Consider the following 16,309-nt stretch of genomic DNA (forward strand, 5'->3'; position numbering starts at 1 on the left):
GGGCCCGGGCCCACAGGGTTCACGCCGTTCTAAACCGTTGCCAGAACAGGCGAAAATAGCGTTCTCCACAGATTGTGGCTCGCTCTACTAGAACGACCAGTTAAAGAGGAAGACATGATTGTTCTGAAAGCTCCGCAGGAAAAATTGCTGGGCGCCCTGCAGGCGGTGGCCGGCATCGTGGAGCGCCGCCACACCTTGCCCATCCTGGCCAACGTGCTGATGCGCAAGACCGGCAACACCGTGGAGTTCACCACCAGCGACCTGGAGATCCAGGTGCGCACCAGCGCCGAGCTGGGTGGTGACGCCGGCAACCTGAGCACCACCGTGGGCGCGCGCAAGCTGATCGACATCCTGCGCACCCTGCCGGCCGACCAGGTGGTGACGCTGACCGCAGCGCAGAACAAGCTCACCTTGCAGGGCGGCAAGAGCCGCTTCACCCTGCAGACCCTGCCGTCGGACGACTTTCCGCTGGTGAACGAGGCGGCCGACTTCGGCCCCGCCTTCAGCGTGCCGCAGCGCACCCTCAAGGGCCTGATCAACCAGGTGCACTTTGCGATGGCGGTGCACGACATCCGCTACTACCTCAACGGCATCCTCTTCGTGGCCGAGGGCAAGACGCTCACGCTGGTGGCCACCGACGGCCACCGCCTGGCGCTGGCGCAGGCCACGCTGGAAGTCGAGATCCCGAAGCAGGAGGTGATCCTGCCGCGCAAGACGGTGCTGGAGCTGCAGCGCCTGCTCAAGGACGAGAAGGAGGGCGAAAGCGCCCAGCCGATCGAGATGCGCTTTGCCGGCAACCAGGCCAAGTTCGGCTTCAGCGGCATGGAGTTCGTGACCAAGCTGGTCGAGGGCAAGTTCCCCGACTACAACCGCGTGATCCCCAAGAACCACAAGAACGCGGTGACGCTCGGCCGTGCGCCCTTGCTGGCCAGCCTGCAGCGCGCGGCCATCCTCACCAGCGAGAAGTTCAAGGGCGTGCGCCTGAACATCGAGCCCGGCACCCTGCGCATCGCCTCCAGCAACGCCGAGCAGGAAGAGGCGAAGGAGGAGCTGGAAGTCGACTACGACGGCGACACCATCGAGATCGGTTTCAACGTCACCTACCTGATGGACGCGCTGGCCAACATGAGCCAGGAAATGATCAAGCTGGAGCTGCAGGACACCAACTCCAGCGCGCTGTTCACCGTGCCGGAACAGGCCGGCTTCAAGTACGTTGTGATGCCCATGAGGATCTAGCGCGGCTGTCCGCGTGTTCCCCAGCAAGCGGGCTGCGAGCCCGCTTCAGCGTTTTTCAGGGCCGGCTTTTTCCAGCCGGCTCGAGCAGAAAGAGCCCCGTGATGAGTGATTCCCCCAAGCCCACCGAACCGTTCAAGACCACGTCCGACGGCGTCACGCAGCGTGCCATTCCCTCCGCCGAAGGCCAGCATGCCTCCACCGGCTCCGAGGCTTCCACGGCCTATGGCGAGAGCAGCATCCAGATCCTGGAAGGCCTGGAGGCGGTGCGCAAGCGCCCCGGCATGTACATCGGCGACACGTCCGACGGCACCGGCCTGCATCACCTGGTGTTCGAGGTGGTGGACAACTCCATCGACGAGGCGCTGGCCGGCCACTGCGACGACATCGTGGTGACCATCCACACCGACAACTCCATCTCCGTCACCGACAACGGCCGCGGCATTCCCACCGGCGTGAAGATGGACGACAAGCACGAGCCCAAGCGCTCGGCGGCCGAGATCGCGCTGACCGAGCTGCACGCGGGTGGCAAGTTCAACCAGAACAGCTACAAGGTGTCGGGCGGCCTGCACGGCGTGGGCGTGAGCTGCGTGAATGCGCTCAGCAAATGGCTGCGCCTCACAGTGCGCCGCGAGGGCAAGCAGCACTTCATCGAATTCCGCAAGGGCGTGCCGCAGGACCGCATCATCGAAGTGCGCGACGGCTTCGAAGTGAGCCCGATGAAGATCACCGGCGACACCGAGAAGCGCGGCACCGAAGTCCACTTCCTGCCCGACGAAGAGATCTTCACCAACATCGACTTCCACTACGACGTGCTCGCCAAGCGCCTGCGCGAGCTCTCGTTCCTGAACAACGGCGTGAAGATCCGCCTGGTCGACGAGCGCAACGCGAAGGAAGACAACTTCGCCTTCGCCGGCGGCGTGCGCGGCTTCGTGGAGTTCATCAACCAGGGCAAGCGGGTGCTGCACCCCAATGTGTTCCATGCCGTGGGCGAGAAGAACAGCGAGCAGAACACCACCATCGGCGTGGAAGTGGCGATGCAGTGGAACGACAGCTACAGCGAGAACGTGCTGTGTTTCACCAACAACATCCCCCAGCGCGACGGCGGCACCCACCTCACCGGCCTGCGCGCGGCGATGACGCGCGTGATCAACAAGTACATCGAGGACAACGAACTGGCCAAGAAGGCCAAGGTCGAGGTGAGCGGTGACGACATGCGCGAAGGCCTGGCCTGCGTGGTGAGCGTGAAGGTGCCCGAGCCCAAGTTCAGCAGCCAGACCAAGGACAAGCTGGTGAGCAGCGAAGTGCGTGCACCAGTGGAAGACATCGTGAGCCGCCTGCTCACCGACTGGCTGCTGGAGAACCCCAACGACGCCAAGATCATCTGCGGCAAGATCGTGGAAGCCGCGCGTGCCCGCGAGGCCGCGCGCAAGGCCCGCGAGATGACACGCCGCAAGGGCGTGCTCGACGGCCTGGGCCTGCCCGGCAAGCTGGCCGACTGCCAGGAGAAGGACCCCGCGATGTGCGAGATCTACATCGTGGAGGGTGACTCCGCCGGTGGCTCCGCCAAGCAGGGCCGCGACCGCAAGTTCCAGGCGATCCTGCCGCTGCGCGGCAAGATCCTCAACGTGGAGAAGGCGCGCTACGAGAAGCTGCTGTCCAGCAACGAAATCGTGACGCTGATCACCGCGCTGGGCACCAGCATCGGCCCGGAGGAATTCAACGCCGACAAGCTGCGCTACCACCGCATCATCATCATGACCGACGCGGACGTGGACGGCGCGCACATCCGCACCCTGCTGCTCACCTTCTTCTATCGCCAGATGCCCGAGCTGGTGGAGCGTGGCCACATCTACATCGCGCAACCACCGCTGTACAAGGTGAAGCAGGGCAAGCACGAGCAGTACCTGAAGGACGCGATCGAGCTCGACGCCTTCATGCTCAAGGTGGCGCTGAACGACGCCGAGCTGCACACCGGTGTGGACGGCGCGGTGCTCAAGGGTGAAGCCTTCGAGGCACTCGCTCGCCAGTACGTGCTGGCCGAGAACGTGATCAGCCGCCTGAGCAACTGGATGGACTCGGAAGCGCTGCGCGCGCTGGCCACCGGCGTGAGCATTGACCTGGACACCCTGGAACACGCCGAGATCTCCGCCACCGCGCTCAAGGCCGCGCTGCATGGCGCCGAGGTGGACGCCGAGTTCGACGCCCGCATGGACAAGCACATCCTGCGCATCAGCCGCCGCCATCACGGCAACATCAAGAGCAGCGTGATCAGCGCCGACTTCGTGCACGGCGCCGACTACGAAGTGCTGGCCACCGCCGGCCGCACCTTCAAGGGCCTGCTGGGCGACAACGCGCTCATCAAGAAGGGCGAGGGCGAGAAGCAGAAGGAGCAGAAGGTGAACGACTTCCGCGCCGCGATGCAATGGCTGATGGGCCAGGCCGAAAACAGCGTCGGCCGCCAGCGCTACAAGGGCCTGGGCGAGATGAACCCCCAGCAGCTGTGGGAGACCACCATGGACCCGACCGTGCGGCGCCTGCTGCGCGTGCAGATCGAGGACGCGATCGAAGCCGATCGGGTGTTCACGATGCTGATGGGGGACGAGGTGGAACCGCGGCGCGATTTCATTGAGACGAATGCGTTGCGGGCGGCGAATATTGACGTTTAAGTTTTGTAGGACGACGCGGTCGCTGAAAAACGCGACCAATCAGTGAAACCGGCGCGACGCCGCAAGTGAAAATTTCCTACTGCGGCGAATAGTCTGTTTGCAGACGTTTGGCGAAGTCGATTGCGGTTTGCGAAGCCCTTGCTTTCTTTAGCTCGCATTCCCAAACAGTGAAGACCCGCCAGCCGAGGTCGCGGAGGGCTTGCACCTTGCGTGCGTCGCGAGAGCGGTTGGCGGCGATCTTGGGCGCCCAATACTCCACATTCGAGCTTGGCGCGCGGCCTTGCCGGCAATCGTGACCGTGCCAGAAGCAGCCGTGGACGAAGACGGCTGTCTTGTATTTCGGGAAGACCAGGTCGGGCGTGCCTGGCAGGCGCTTGTCGCCGATCACGTAGCGAAAGCCCAGTCGGTGCAGTTCTTTGCGGAGCGTGACCTCGGGCTTGGTGTTCGAACGCCTCACCCGCTTCATGAGCGCGGATCGGCGTTCGGGCGACAGCGTATCCATCCCCGAAGGCTACATCCTCACCATCAGCGGCAGGGTCGCGGCGTAGCCGAGCAGGGGGGGGACGGCATCGCCGATCCACTTCTGCACGCCTGCGCGGCTCGGCGGGTTCGAGGGGTCGACCACGAAGGAGAAGGTGTCCGGGAACGACTGGATCCGCGCCGCTTCGTGGGGCGTGATGACTCGGGGACGCAGCGGATGGACGTAGCGGCCACGACCAGGTGTTAAGAAGCCCGTCGTGATGGTCTGGGAAGGCTTGTCCCACCACAGCCGCCCATAGACCGACGGATAGGTGTGGCCATCCTTGTGGCAATCGGGGCGCACTTCGTTGGGCAGGTCGTAGAGGTCGTTGTCGAAGAGGTGTTGGATGCGGGTCAGGTTGTCGGCCGACAGCATCGGCGTCGTGTCCATGATCCCGGTCTTCGGCTCTTGCGACGGATCGCTGAGCAGGTCGCCAATCGCCCAGCTCAGCGGCCTGGCGGCGTGTTTCAAGCCCTTCGCCACGTCCTTGATCGACAGCTCTGCAACAGGATCGGATACGCGCGAGGCGACCAGAAAATAGCGCTTGCGGGTCTGCGCTCCGCCCATGTGGTCGGCGGCCAGCACGCCGCTGTCGATCCACGCATAGCCAGCCGCCTTCAACAGCGCCTTGGCGATGTTGACCACGTCGCTCTTGTCGTTGACGACCTCGGGAACGTTCTCGATGACGATGGACTTCGCCCGTAGGCCCACGCCGAGAGCAACGGCAGTGACGTAGAGCAAGTTGCGTGGGTCTTCGCGACGAGTCTTGTTGTTGAGGTTCGAGTGGCCCTGGCAGGGCGGCCCGGCCAGAAACAGGTCGATGTTGCCCACTTCGCCCGCGAGCGCCGGATCGATGATCTCCGGCTCGTAGGCGAAGCGCGATTTCTCGCCTTCGCCGCTGACATGCCAATCGACCAGGCTCGACGCGTTCACGTGCAGAATGTGCTTCGTCCCGAAGTTGGCCTTGTGGATGGCTAATCCGTCGTCGTCCACGTCGATCGCCGCCACAGACTCAAGGACGTGCCCGGTGGCGACGGCTGCCTGGACCGCGCCCAGGGTCAGGCCGCCGCTGCCGCAGAAGGAGTCGACGCTGCGGATTTTCTTGGGCTTGCCAACCGATGAATCAACGTAGACCGTCCCGCCGCGTAGGAAGCTCTGCCACCAGGCACCCGCAGGGTGCTGGCCGGCGTCCGCGCGGTTGTCGACCGATGAGGTCCATGTTCTCCCTCCGACCGAGACAGTCCGGACCACTTGCCCCTCCGACAAGGAGAAGGCCTCCAACGGGATATTGCTCATTCAATTGGCCAAAACGACTGCCGCCTCCGCTTCAATGACGGCGCGGCAATCCTCCTCAGGGAGAATTTCTAGGAATAGGTTGGCTCGCATCCTGCGCAGCCGCTTGACGAGATCGCGGATCTCCAAGAGCTTGAGCTTCGGCTCCACCGGATTTGACTTCTTCGGGTATTGGAACCGTAACAGCGCCCGGGCGAAGTTGCGTGCGTTCGCGTAGCCCTGCCGGAAGAGATGACTTCGATAGAAGTCGATCTGTCCCAAGTCCGCTAGATGATAGCGATCGGCTGCCCCTTCGTCGAGCACCAACTCGGCCCGCAGCCAGAGGCGGTAGAGCAGATTTTCAGTGCGAGAGGCGACGCCGTAGTTCGCCAACTGCGCGGCGCTATCTTCCTTGCCGTAGCGGTAGCGCCATTCGACGACATCCGGAAAGTGCGTTACTGCAAGCCAGATCCAAAACTCGGGATCCGCCAGGACTTCGCTGCCGACCGTGAGGCTCTGATGGATCACGCGGGACGCCTTGCCCTCAAACGTGTTTGCCTTCGGGTCCGACTTGGACTTGATGCCCTCCGGGAAGCTCACCATCAGTCTGGTCAGCTCGGCTCGTAGCGGTTGCAGGAACGAGCTGTCGAAATCGTCGCCAGAGCCCGCGAATCGGGCGAGGGACTCAACGTCAAGTTGATTGCCCGCGCGCTTGGCTTGCAGGTAGGTGGTGGCGTCGCCCGCCGTCATGGTTGGATACCGCATGTTTCTCAGCCCTCAGCGATGGAGCGCACCGACTGCTGGTCGGCGTGGAGCAGAGCCTTGAGCCGCGGCATGCCTGGCTCTTTGGCGCATTCCTTGAATTTTTTGAATGTGAACGCGGGGTCGATCCGCGCGATCCGCTTCAAGAAGGCGGACAGCGGACTATGGGGGGTCGCCTCGTCCGCGGTGTCCCACTCGGATAGGCTGGCGGCAATGATGTGACCCGTGATCTCTGCGGCGAGCGAGGCCATCATGGGCTTGGCCAACCGCTGAGCGGACTCAAGCGTCAGCTTCTTATGCACGTCGGCATGGATGCGAACCTTGGCGAGGTGGCTGTCCTTGGCCACAGGGTCGTTGAATCCACCAATGTATTGGACGGAATAGAGCGTCTTGGCGGGGTAGCCGATCAGCTTCCACTCTTCGTCGGTCATCGGCTGAATCGGGAAGTCCTCAGCCAGCTTCGGCGCCTTGATGGCGAAGCTCTTTTTTGAGAGCCAGTGGCCGAGCAAGAAGGGGCTGCCGGGCTTCTTCGCAAGCTGCTTGCCGAGGCACAGCGCGACTTCAATGGTGATGTTGGAGCCGCCCCCAAGCTTGTCGATGATGTCGCTGCCTATGCCGATCTCATCAGGGATCTTGCCCGAGACCTTGTGGGTCTCGACCACGATGGTCTTCTTCATGAACGGCTGGACTGCGGTCACTGCCAACACCAGATCGCCCTTGGCCATCGGCATCGCGGGCGGCAAGGCGAGGTTGGGCCGGATCACGATGTCGAGGGTCTGGCTATCGGAGGGCTCGACCGCGTGGGCGGTGTCAGCCATGAACGGGCCATCTTCATAGAGCCGAATCTCGGCCAGGTCGACGCTGCTCTCGAGCGTCGCAGCACCGAAGAATGGCCGAACGTCCTTGGTGGCGGATTTGCGCCACGTGATGTTGCTCATTGCGCCTCCAGGCGGTCGATGTCCGGGCGCAGGCGAACCGTCCACGCTGGGTCATATGGCGCGGACTCGACCTTGAATTTCGCCTTCGTGTTTTTGGGCAGCGTGAAGCGGTAGGTCCACGGGTCGGCCTCGTCGCTCACGGCGTCCACGCCCTCAACGACGATGGTGAGCGGCAGGTTGTCGCCTTCCTCGTTGCTGTCCTCGAGCACTGGGCAGTTCATTTGCAACCGCAGCGGGACAGAGTCTTCTTCCGACGTGTCGTCGAGGCGCACGGTGAACGTGCTCTTCAAGCGCAGCATTCCGCCCTCGGTGGCCTCGGCGTAGGGGGCCTTGGAGAATTCGAGATGGAGCGGAGACGGGCCCGAGTCCGGCGGAGGCGGATTGCCGGGGCTGCCGCTGGGTTTGAAATACGTGCCGAGCGCGCGCTCGAGCTGCGTCATGCGGCGTTGCTTGACCGGAGTGGCCGGAGCGGCTTCATTCTGGAACTTGCGGAGGTTTTGCTTGATTCGGTTGAGGATCGACTGAACGATGGCGCGGCCCTTTTGATCCTCATCGCGCAGATTCGTAGAGTCCGGGTCCCAACGGTCGTGCGCGGGCGGTTCGCTCTTTCGCAGGAGTTGCTCGACTACGTCCTCGTCCGGCGCGATGTAGGCGCCAACGATCGCAGGATTCGCCTGGGAAGCTGGGTGATACGCCACAACCATGAGTGGTCCGCGGATCAGTGCGACGGAGTTCACGCGCTCCGGCGGGACGGTCGGATTGCCACTCGGATCGACGGGGGCGACCACAAAGCCGCAACGCCCCATCTCCAGCCCTTGCTCTTTATTGAAGACCGCTTGCTTCTGCTGTCCTTGCTTGAGGAGCACTCCCCGACCGAGCGCGATGTCGTAGGCTTCGATGAACGGCCGCAGCCCAGGGTTTTTCTTGGGCCTCGGGACGTGTTCCTCGCCATTGGGATCGATGATCTTGACGTCGAGCTTGTGTTCCACCAACCGCGGCCACCACCAGTCCTCGACGCCGCGTTCGATCGCCTTGATGTCCACCGCTGCGTCCACGATCAGGATCGAGGTGCCCAAATCGCCGGCCTCGCGCGTGGTGAAGCCGAGCTTGACGGCAAACTCTTCCGCCTTCTTGCCTTCGATGGGGTCGACGACGACGCGGCCCAGGTCATCTTTTCGCGCGGGCATGCCTAGCCAAGCGCGCCCGCTGTAAGGCGACTTCTTGAAGTTGTGGCTGACGAAGTAGCCGCAGCCAAAGATCCTGGTGTGCTCTTTGCCGTCGGCGCCCTTGAATCGGGTGTAGGCAAAGATGGTTTGGATCGCCGAGCTCGACGAATACACCGATTTGCCGAAGCCGTAGGAGCCGCCGGTGTTGCCTTGAGCCGTACGCGACTTGGAGCGGTCGCCCAGTGACAGCAGCAGCCGGTAGAAGTTCGAGTCCATGTCATGCGGATCGCCGGACAGGCCGACCGCGTTGTAGTCCTCGACGTAAAGCAGGCAGAGGTCTTTTTGCGGCTTGTCCAGGGTCGAGAGGCAGTTCGGGCCGGACAGCTTCAGTTCTTTCGAGCGTTCGGCGAGGCGGCCCAGCTCGGCGGCCTTCACGAAGGCCGTCTTCTTGGCCCCCTTCATGACGCTCGCGCGGAAGCGCACTTCGACCTTCGATCCATTGCCAGCGTCGACCGAGTTCTGAATCGCTTCGCGCGCCAAAACGTGCTCGGGCAGCATGCCCGGAGATTTCAGCGTGTTCGCGAAGGCCTCGCCTGCTGCGCCCCCCATTGGGTCGCTGACGTGGAAATACCATCCCATCTCGTCTCTCCCTCAACCGAGCTTGAATTCGTCCTTCGGCCGCTTGCTCAGGGCGGTCTGGAACTTGGCTTTCAGCAGCTTCATCTCGGCGTCGAGCGCCGTGAAGATCTTTTGGGCGTCTTCCGCCGAATACTCGTAGTTGTTTGAGTTCGCCAGGTTGCCGATGAGCCGCAGCATCTGGGTTGCCTTTGTGACCCTTGCTTCACCAAGCTCAATAAAACGGCTGCGCTTGTCTCGCATAGCGACCTTTCTGTGTTGGTTCACTACGGGTGAGAAATGTAGCACACGGATGTGCGTAGCTCGCGAGATTTTTCTTTTGCTGTTGTTCCGCTTCATCCATGCGCTTGGAAGGCGGCGCGCCGCGTGCGGCCGTTACAGTTGACCAGTGCTCGTCCCTGCCGGTGTCTTTTCACTAAGGCGAGACGTCGCACATTCGCGCGCTGCTGAACGCGCGCGAGCCTGGTAGGGGTGTTGAAGATGAACGACCCGCGGAAGCTCTTTGTGGACGATCGCCTCCGTGGCACGTGCGTCTACTGCGGAGGACGGCCGGAGACCAGGGACCACTGCCCATCAAAGGTCTTGCTTGACGAGCCCTATCCGCCCAACCTTCCAGTAGTGGAGGCATGCCAGGACTGCAATCAGTCCTTCTCCCTGGACGAGCAATATCTGGCGTGCTTCTTGGAGTGCGTCGTGTGCGGCTCCACGGACCCGGCCAGCCTGCAGCGCGAGAACATCCGGCGCATCTTGGCGGCCGCGCCGCTTCTGGCCGCCGACATTCAATCGACCATGGAGCTTGACGAGCGCGGAGGCAAGGTCTGGGCACCAAACATGGACAGGGTGCGCAACGTGGTCTTGAAGCTGGCTCGCGGCCACCTGGACTACGAGCTGAGCATCCAAGAGCCTGACGAGCCGGCCTTGTTAGAAGTCGCGCCGCTGAGCCTCCTGGCTGCCGAGGTACGGGAGTTCTTTGGGTGCCCAGAGCCGGAGCCGATTGCGCTGTGGCCTGAGATGGGATCGCGCGCGTTCATGAGGCTGATGAGCAACGGCGAGCAGCCTGTCAATGGCTGGCTAGACGTGCAGCCAGGGCGCTACCGCTACCTCGTTGGACAGGGGCACGGGAGCTCGGTGCACCTGGTCATTGGTGAATACTTGGCGTGCCGCGTTGCGTGGGCCTAGGTTGCGGACATGGCCGTGCGTACCCAGATCTTTCATGGGTGCGACTTTGCTTGGGGGAAAGCGGCGGCCTAGCCTTCGAGCTTGTGTTTCAGGGGAATTCGCTCTTGGGTGGCGAGCGAACTAGATCCGTCACTGCGCCAATCGGATGTCGCGCGCATCGCTGCCGGCCAATGGGCAGGCGCCGTAAGACGAGGCGGGTGTAGTGAAAAGAACTACACCGAGAGTCTGCTTGGGAGGATGGAGCCGATTACAGCAGATCGCTATCCGTTTCACCACCGGCGCGACCGCGAGTATTCCTGAATACGCTGCTATCAAGACCTTGATCGGTTTTGATAGCAATGAGCCCCTTTTCCGAACTCCTCTACAGGCTGCGGTGCCGTTACGACGTTCGCCAGACCGAGCTGGCGGAGCGGCTTGGCTACGAGCAGAGCTACATCTCTGCGCTTGAGATCGGCATCAAGGGTCCGCCGACCGACGAGTTCGTTGACCGACTCCAGTCGGCCCTCCCGCTGTCGCATGCTGAGCGGGATGAGCTGCGAAAGGCCGTCGAGGCATCCAATCGCAAGTTGGTGCTCGAACCGGATGCGCCTACCGCCCATTTCCTGCTCCTCGATGACCTACGGAAGGAGCTGGGCCAAGCCAGCCCAAAGCAGATCGAGATGATCCGTGACATCTTGCGGCTGCGCCTGCGAGACACCTTTGAGTCAGACGATGACGGCCTGCCGCCACGGCGGATCCGTCGGCGCCGAAGCACGACGGAGGCGCCCATGTAGAAAGCGGGACAACCTCTCGGCTGCCCCGCTGGTCGGAGCATCTGTCGATACCCCCGGATTTCGCACCTCCAGTATCGCCAGCTGCGGCGGAGCGTCAAGCCGAGCACCTCACTTCCGACCGCACTGGCCCGGTTTTCATGACCGGGCCCGGGCGTAGCTACGCCCGAAATTGGTAATAGGTAATCGCTTCCGGCGTGGGGGAGCCCACCTCGTCCCGCACCGGCCTGGAGGAGCAATGAGTTCAGATTCTTGGCATAGGCCATGGCATGCGCCTGGCCCAAATTCCGTCGCGCCCGCCCGCCGGGTAGTCCGCCCCACTGGCGGCATCATCCGGGGCAAGTTCCCGAGCCGTAAGAACCGTCGCATGGTGGAGTTCGAGGAGCTCCTCGAGCTGGATTTGATGCACTTGATGGAAGCCGCTCCGGCGGTGGCGGCGTATCGGCAGCAACCCATCGACGTGCAGTACCCGGATGGTGATGTTCTGCGCACGTACACGCCGGACCTTGAGGTGCTGTTGACCTCGGGTGAGGCCTTGTACATCGAGGTCAAGCCACAGGACCGGCTGAGCGATCCAGAGACGTCCAACAAGCTCGATGCAGTTCGCACCCACCTCGAGCGCGACAACGTGCGCTTCGAAGTGCTGACTTGCACCGACATCCGCCGTCAGCCGCGGTTGGACAACATCAGGTGGCTCTACCAGCAGGCCGGAACAACACCGGTCACGCCCGGGGCCGCTGCTTTTGGCGGGAGACAGCTCGCCTCGTCGGGGCCACACACGATAGGCAGCGCGCGTGCAAAGCTTCGCGGAACAGGCCTCGATCCGGCCACCTTGCTGCTCATGGGCGTTTGCGCCTGCGATCTCGACCAGCCCGTTTCCCACGAAACGCCGATTCATCTTGCCGAGGAGCACAGCGATGGGCGCTTTCTCATTTCGAGTCGGCTTGGTTTTTGAGTGGGCGGGGGTCCAGTACCAGATCGGCAAGCTGCATCAAGACGAGCAGGTGCTGCTCGAGCAGGTCGACAACGGCTCACCAAGGCTCGTGACGCGGCGGCAGCTGCTGGACGCGTACTGCGACGCGGGCCCAGCGGGTGTGAGGGCGACAGTCGTTGAAGAGGTTCGGCGCCTCCATTTCGCCCGCCCAATGAGCGATCTTCCCTCGGAGGTCCAGGCGGAGGTACGCCGTCGCAAACACTACATCGACGTCGTTGCCGAGCAGGGGCGGCCGAGCTTCTCGGTCCACTATCTCCGCCCCTTGCTCGATCAAGCAGCGGCGGCCATCGGCGACGAGAAGAGCCCCAGCGTTCCCACGTTCTGGCGATGGTGGCGCAGATACCAGCTGAATCAGGACGTGCGAGCCCTTGCGCCGCACTCCCGAGCTCGACTGCAGCGAACGGGCCAATCCGAGATGTTCGACCTGCTGCGGGAAGCGATTGCGGAAGCGATGGCCATCAGCCCTTTGGCGAACGCTACGACCGTCCATACGGCGCTGGCACGGCGAGTGGATGCAGCGAACCGCCGACGCTTGGACGAGGACCAACTACGCATGCCGTGTCTACGCACGGTGCAGCGCCTACTGAATGACGCGCCGAAGTACGACCTTGCCGTGCTGCGCGAAGGCAAGGCGGCGGCCGATCGCAAGTTCCGCGTAGTGGTCCGCAGCGTCAAGACCAACCATGTGCTCGAGCGGGTGGAGGTGGACCACACGCCGCTGGACCTGTTTCTGATCGACGAGAAGACGATGCTTCCGCTTGGGCGGCCCATCGTCACGATCCTGATCGACCACAAGAGCCGCATGGTGCTCGGCTACTACATCGGCTTCGGTCAGCCATCGACGGCTGCAGTCATGTCGGCACTGCGGCATGCAATCCTGCCAAAGAAGCCCGCCGAGCCCGTCATTCCGGGCCTGATGGTCGTGAACGCCTGGACCTGCTACGGGCGGCCGTTGGCCCTGATTCTCGACAACGGCTTGGAGTTTCACAGCACCGACCTGGAATCCGTGGCATTGGATCTGGGCATCACGCTCCAGTTCTGCCCAAAGCGGGAACCGCGGTTCAAGGGGGTTGTCGAGCGGTTCCTCAGAACGCTGAACTACTCGTTTGCGCACCAACTGCCGGGCACCAGCTTCGCCAGATTGCACCAGCGAGGCGACTATGACCCTGCCAAGCATGCCCTGATGACCATGGCCGAGTTCCGGCATGTCTTCGAGAAATGGTTGTTGGACATCTACGGGCAGAGCGTTCACCGCGGCGTCAAGGGCATCCCGCTCGCGCTTTGGAATGAAGGCGCGGAGCGGGTGAAGCCCGAGCTGCCCCCCGACAGGGCCGCGCTCCAGCGCCGCATCGGTATGGTCGAGGAGCGCGCGTTGCAGCACTACGGCATCGATCTTCATAACGTCCGCTATTGCGGTCCGTCATTGAGTCGCCTGTTAGACATACACGGCCCGGGTACGCCCGTGCGCGTGGTCCTCGATCCGGACGACATCGGCGAGATTCAGGTCTGGGGCCCGCAAGATCATGAACCCGTCTCGGTGCGAGCCAAGTTGTACGCGGAGTACCAGGGCATTACCCTCGCGCAAGCCCGCTTCATGCACGAGAAGACCAAGGAGATGGGGCTGGCAAACCACGACGCGGCGGCGCTGCGCCAGGCGAAAGCAGAACTCTCCGAAAGCGTGCTCCAGCTTCTAGGCAGCCGCAAGCAGCGGGACCGTCGTCGCAGCGCAGCGCTTCGAGGGTTGTCTGCCACGCGGCCGACCGAGCCGGTGACGCCGAAAAGTGCAACACGCGTGACGCAACTGCCACCAGCAAGGCCGCCACGCCCATCCTCACCGCCCGCCGAACCGCCTCCCGTTCAAGCGGCTGGCACCGAGATCAGTGAACGCCCAAGCCTCCTGCTTCGATTCACGCTCAAGTCCAAGCGGATTGAACCGTGAACACGGCGGACCTCTATCAGGACCTTCGGCGGTTCGACGAGGAATACATCGAGTTCGCGGCCTTCAAGGCCGCGGCCGATGCCATTCGCGGAAACCTCGAGATGTTTCGCGAAGTCGGGATGGCAAAGAACCTCGTCGTCCTCGGCGAAAGCGGTACGGGCAAGAGCACGCTCTGCCGTTGGCTCGCCGCTGCGTACCCGAAGCAGGAACACAAGGAGCGCGACATCCTGCCGGTGCTGGTTGTCGGGGTCCCTGCCGCGGCGACTATCGCGAGCATGGCCGAGGCCTTCCTGACGCCTCTCGGCGATCCGGCGCCCAACAGTGGCTCCATCTCAGAGAAGGCGCGCCGCATCGTCAAGCTCGTGCACGGCTGCAAAGTCGAAATGATTTTGATCGACGAGGCTCAGCACATCAGCGACCGAGGGCAGTCCGTCACCCACTACATGGTTGCCGACTGGCTGAAGGTGCTCATCGATGGCATGGGGGTGCCGACAGTCTTCCTGGGCCTGCCACGCCTTGAGGCTCTCATCCAGGCGAACGAGCAGCTTCGGCGGCGCTTCTCCAACAGGTTGCGGCTTTCGCTTGGCCAGGACGAGAAGCGCACGATTCGCGAGGAGTGCCTTGAGCTCTTCCAGTCTCTGGCGCAATCGCTGCCCTTGAAGATCGTTGGAGGGCCCTTCGAAGACGGCGAGCTTGGGGTGCGGCTCTACTACGCCAGCGATGGCCGCATTGCGCACATCAAGAAGCTGATGGCTGGTGCGCTTCGGCTGGCGGTCGAGGAAGGCTATGGTTCCATTGGGCCAGGCCTGCTCGAACGCGTCTTTACCGAGGAGGTGTGGTGGGAGGGGGTCGGTGCGCTGAACCCGTTCAACGTGGCCTTCGCGCACCGTCGGCTGGATCGTGCCGGAGAGCCGTTCGAAGACGTTCGTCCACGACAGGTGAAGAAACGTGGGTGAGCCAATGAGGGCGCTGGCGGCCTTTCCGGTCCGCCCGTCCTACCAAGCAGGCGAAAGCCTGCCGGGCTACCTCTATCGAGCGTACGACGCGAACGGTCAAAGGATTCCGGCTGCGCTGCTGAGGGCACTGGACCGTTCATACGTGGAAGCAGCTTCGCTCAATGCCCTCATCAAGGTTGTAGGCGACCCGGCGACCGTCCGGGAGGCCTGGCTTCCGGTCGCCCGCATGCGGCGAAGAGCCCACAGCGCATCTCGCCTGTTGCTTGGCTCGGTTGCCCGGCTTGCATACTGCCCCGCGTGTATGCGCAGCGAGCCGGTGCATCGGTGGATGTGGCAGTTGCCGGGCGTCTGGGCTTGTGAGAAGCATGTCTGCCGGCTTGTTGACCGTTGCCCTGTGTGCGACACGTGGTGCACCTGGCGGGTTTGCCGTTTGGATTGGTCATGCAGGTGTGGCGCGTCGCTGTTTGATTGCGAGATCCAGGAGGCTGCTGTTCACGAGCTGTTCGTGGTCCAGATGCTCCGGGAGAGCCTTGTCGGCGGTAACGAAGAATCCGCGCATGACCTGTACGTTTCTCTGGCCGATGGTGCAAAGCTGCTTACGAGCGCTGGGAGGTCGCGCGGCCGCAATTGCATGCTGGAAGGTGCCCGTCTACTGCATGACGCCTTGTCGGACCGCAATGCCGTGGCGGCCGAACTGTTCAACCACCTGCAGAAGAAGGAAGGGGAGTTCTTCGCTCCTGTGCGACCGGCTCTGCGGCGGGTCATCGCATGGGCCGAGGACACCAGTCAGTCGACGAGCTTGCTGCGCGAGGAGATAGCGGCCGGGCTGAGGAGCCTTCTGTCCACGCACCGAGTGCAGCTGACACTCGACAGGCCACTGCTGTACCCCGTGCGCCCTATTGCCGATCGCGTGGCGGAACTCCAAGCGTTCGGCACATGGTATGACTGCTGGGACGGGTACGCGAGGAGCTCCAGGACGGCTGACTGCACGCAGGTTCCGGCAGCTCAGAGGTGGGACCTTCGCGACGATGTCATCGCTGAGATCGTCACGGAGCTGTACCGCGCGTTTCAGCGAGGCGACGATTCGGAAGTTCATCTGGCCATGCTAAGCGCAGTCACGTCCGATGCGCCGAAGGTCGTCAGGAGCGCCGAACATGTTGTAGCGTCGCTCTGGTCTTTGCTTCGGACGGTGCCGCTGGTGCACCTCCGTCCGTACCTGACCGCGCTGCGCAGCGACGCAGCGGAAGGTCTCACGGCATGATGCTGCCCTTGCGC

Annotated in this window: 14 protein-coding genes and 1 pseudogene; 9 read left to right on the plus strand and 6 right to left on the minus strand. The window is 63.1% G+C overall.

Annotated elements, in window-relative coordinates:
• Nucleotides 1-114 precede the first annotated feature (114 nt).
• Nucleotides 115-1,236 (plus strand): DNA polymerase III subunit beta, encoded by a 1,122-nt coding sequence (gene dnaN / locus VPH43_RS16590; protein WP_328578836.1) that lies wholly within the window; start codon nucleotides 115-117, stop codon nucleotides 1,234-1,236.
• Nucleotides 1,237-1,337: 101 nt separating this feature from the next.
• Nucleotides 1,338-3,902, plus strand: a complete 2,565-nt coding sequence (gene gyrB, locus VPH43_RS16595) for a DNA topoisomerase (ATP-hydrolyzing) subunit B (RefSeq protein ID WP_328578837.1) — start codon at nucleotides 1,338-1,340, stop codon at nucleotides 3,900-3,902.
• 76 nt (nucleotides 3,903-3,978) lie between these two features.
• Here the strand turns inward: gyrB and VPH43_RS16600 are convergent, their stop codons facing one another.
• The 6 genes from VPH43_RS16600 to VPH43_RS16625 are packed head-to-tail and all read right to left on the minus strand — an operon-like array spanning nucleotide 3,979 to nucleotide 9,439.
• Nucleotides 3,979-4,404, minus strand: a complete 426-nt coding sequence (locus VPH43_RS16600) for a very short patch repair endonuclease (RefSeq protein ID WP_328578838.1) — start codon at nucleotides 4,402-4,404, stop codon at nucleotides 3,979-3,981.
• A 9-nt stretch (nucleotides 4,405-4,413) separates the two neighbouring features.
• Nucleotides 4,414-5,718, minus strand: a complete 1,305-nt coding sequence (locus VPH43_RS16605; protein WP_328578839.1) for a DNA cytosine methyltransferase — start codon at nucleotides 5,716-5,718, stop codon at nucleotides 4,414-4,416.
• Entirely contained in the window at nucleotides 5,719-6,444 is a 726-nt protein-coding gene (locus VPH43_RS16610; protein ID WP_328578840.1) for a DUF6339 family protein, read from the minus strand.
• A gap of 20 nt (nucleotides 6,445-6,464) precedes the next feature.
• Entirely contained in the window at nucleotides 6,465-7,394 is a 930-nt protein-coding gene (locus tag VPH43_RS16615) for a hypothetical protein (protein ID WP_328578841.1), read from the minus strand.
• Entirely contained in the window at nucleotides 7,391-9,199 is a 1,809-nt protein-coding gene (locus tag VPH43_RS16620) for a hypothetical protein (RefSeq protein WP_328578842.1), read from the minus strand. Before VPH43_RS16620 ends, VPH43_RS16615 begins: the two co-directional genes overlap by 4 nt.
• Nucleotides 9,200-9,211: 12 nt before the next feature.
• Nucleotides 9,212-9,439 carry a hypothetical protein gene (locus VPH43_RS16625; protein ID WP_133700514.1) on the minus strand — a complete coding sequence of 76 codons (228 nt, stop codon included), beginning with the start codon at nucleotides 9,437-9,439 and terminating at the stop codon, nucleotides 9,212-9,214.
• A 339-nt stretch (nucleotides 9,440-9,778) separates the two neighbouring features.
• On the opposite strand from VPH43_RS16625, the gene VPH43_RS16630 reads away from it, so the two are divergent.
• The 7 genes and pseudogenes from VPH43_RS16630 to VPH43_RS16655 all read left to right on the plus strand — a co-directional run bounded on the left by VPH43_RS16630 (nucleotide 9,779) and on the right by VPH43_RS16655 (nucleotide 16,295).
• Nucleotides 9,779-10,375: a hypothetical protein gene (locus tag VPH43_RS16630; protein WP_328578843.1), complete on the plus strand. Its 597-nt coding sequence runs from the start codon at nucleotides 9,779-9,781 to the stop codon at nucleotides 10,373-10,375.
• A gap of 338 nt (nucleotides 10,376-10,713) precedes the next feature.
• Nucleotides 10,714-11,148, plus strand: a complete 435-nt coding sequence (locus VPH43_RS16635) for a helix-turn-helix domain-containing protein (protein WP_328578844.1) — start codon at nucleotides 10,714-10,716, stop codon at nucleotides 11,146-11,148.
• Between the two features lie 364 nt (nucleotides 11,149-11,512).
• Complete coding sequence (locus VPH43_RS16640; protein ID WP_328578845.1) at nucleotides 11,513-12,100, plus strand: TnsA endonuclease N-terminal domain-containing protein; 588 nt, start codon at nucleotides 11,513-11,515, stop codon at nucleotides 12,098-12,100.
• Nucleotides 12,063-14,078, plus strand: coding sequence for a Mu transposase C-terminal domain-containing protein (locus VPH43_RS16645; RefSeq protein ID WP_328578846.1), 2,016 nt, complete (start codon nucleotides 12,063-12,065; stop codon nucleotides 14,076-14,078). The genes VPH43_RS16640 and VPH43_RS16645 overlap by 38 nt, the downstream gene beginning before the upstream one ends.
• Nucleotides 14,075-15,034 carry a TniB family NTP-binding protein gene (locus tag VPH43_RS16650; protein WP_328578847.1) on the plus strand — a complete coding sequence of 320 codons (960 nt, stop codon included), beginning with the start codon at nucleotides 14,075-14,077 and terminating at the stop codon, nucleotides 15,032-15,034. Before VPH43_RS16645 ends, VPH43_RS16650 begins: the two co-directional genes overlap by 4 nt.
• Before the next feature lie 4 nt (nucleotides 15,035-15,038).
• A pseudogene (locus VPH43_RS24655) lies at nucleotides 15,039-15,401 on the plus strand (TniQ family protein); the annotation flags it as partial.
• 138 nt (nucleotides 15,402-15,539) lie between these two features.
• A complete protein-coding gene (locus tag VPH43_RS16655) occupies nucleotides 15,540-16,295 on the plus strand; it encodes a hypothetical protein (RefSeq protein ID WP_328578848.1) in 756 nt (251 codons plus the stop codon).
• The last annotated feature ends 14 nt before the right edge of the window (nucleotides 16,296-16,309 follow it).

The sequence above is a fragment of the Ideonella sp. BN130291 genome (assembly GCF_036231905.1).
Lineage (GTDB): Bacteria > Pseudomonadota > Gammaproteobacteria > Burkholderiales > Burkholderiaceae_C > CAMLIZ01.

Excerpts from the sequence above, each read along its gene's own strand:
- dnaN (WP_328578836.1), top strand. The coding sequence starts at position 115 with ATGATTGTTCTGAAAGCTCCGCAGGAAAAATTGCTGGGCGCCCTGCAG.
- gyrB (WP_328578837.1), top strand. The coding sequence starts at position 1,338 with ATGAGTGATTCCCCCAAGCCCACCGAACCGTTCAAGACCACGTCCGAC.
- VPH43_RS16600 (WP_328578838.1), bottom strand. The coding sequence starts at position 4,404 with ATGGATACGCTGTCGCCCGAACGCCGATCCGCGCTCATGAAGCGGGTG.
- VPH43_RS16605 (WP_328578839.1), bottom strand. The coding sequence starts at position 5,718 with ATGAGCAATATCCCGTTGGAGGCCTTCTCCTTGTCGGAGGGGCAAGTG.
- VPH43_RS16610 (WP_328578840.1), bottom strand. The coding sequence starts at position 6,444 with ATGACGGCGGGCGACGCCACCACCTACCTGCAAGCCAAGCGCGCGGGC.
- VPH43_RS16615 (WP_328578841.1), bottom strand. The coding sequence starts at position 7,394 with ATGAGCAACATCACGTGGCGCAAATCCGCCACCAAGGACGTTCGGCCA.
- VPH43_RS16620 (WP_328578842.1), bottom strand. The coding sequence starts at position 9,199 with ATGGGATGGTATTTCCACGTCAGCGACCCAATGGGGGGCGCAGCAGGC.
- VPH43_RS16625 (WP_133700514.1), bottom strand. The coding sequence starts at position 9,439 with ATGCGAGACAAGCGCAGCCGTTTTATTGAGCTTGGTGAAGCAAGGGTC.
- VPH43_RS16635 (WP_328578844.1), top strand. The coding sequence starts at position 10,714 with ATGAGCCCCTTTTCCGAACTCCTCTACAGGCTGCGGTGCCGTTACGAC.
- VPH43_RS16640 (WP_328578845.1), top strand. The coding sequence starts at position 11,513 with ATGGTGGAGTTCGAGGAGCTCCTCGAGCTGGATTTGATGCACTTGATG.
- VPH43_RS16645 (WP_328578846.1), top strand. The coding sequence starts at position 12,063 with ATGGGCGCTTTCTCATTTCGAGTCGGCTTGGTTTTTGAGTGGGCGGGG.